A 416-nucleotide genomic window follows, 5' to 3' on the forward strand; every position below is an offset into this window, starting at 1 on the left:
AGCGCCTCGGTCAGCTCGTCGAGGATCGGCTCCACCTGCGGTGAGTGCGAGGCCACATCCACGGCGACCTCGCGGGCCATGATGCCGCGCTCTTCCCAGATCGCCACCAGGTCACGCACGGTCTGGGTCGCCCCACCGATGACGGTGGAGGACGGTGACGCCACCACCGCCACCACGACGTCGTTGATGACGCGCGCGGTGAGTTCGGAAAGCACTTGCTGGGCAGGCAGTTCCACCGACGCCATGGCGCCGGCGCCGGCGATGCGCGTCATCAGCTTGGAGCGCCGGCAGATCACCTTCACGCCGTCTTCGATCGACAGGGCACCGGCCACCACAGCGGCGGCGGACTCGCCCAGCGAGTGGCCGATCACCGCACCGGGCGTCACGCCGTAGGCCTTCATCGTCGCCGCCAACGC

Annotated in this window: 1 protein-coding gene; it reads right to left on the reverse strand. The window is 69.7% G+C overall.

Features of this window, described 5'->3' with window-relative positions:
- A partial coding sequence (locus BST27_RS30895; protein WP_139805530.1) for an acyltransferase domain-containing protein occupies positions 1-416 on the reverse strand: 416 nt, incomplete at both ends.

The organism is Mycobacterium intermedium (genome assembly GCF_002086275.1).
Lineage (GTDB): Bacteria > Actinomycetota > Actinomycetes > Mycobacteriales > Mycobacteriaceae > Mycobacterium > Mycobacterium intermedium.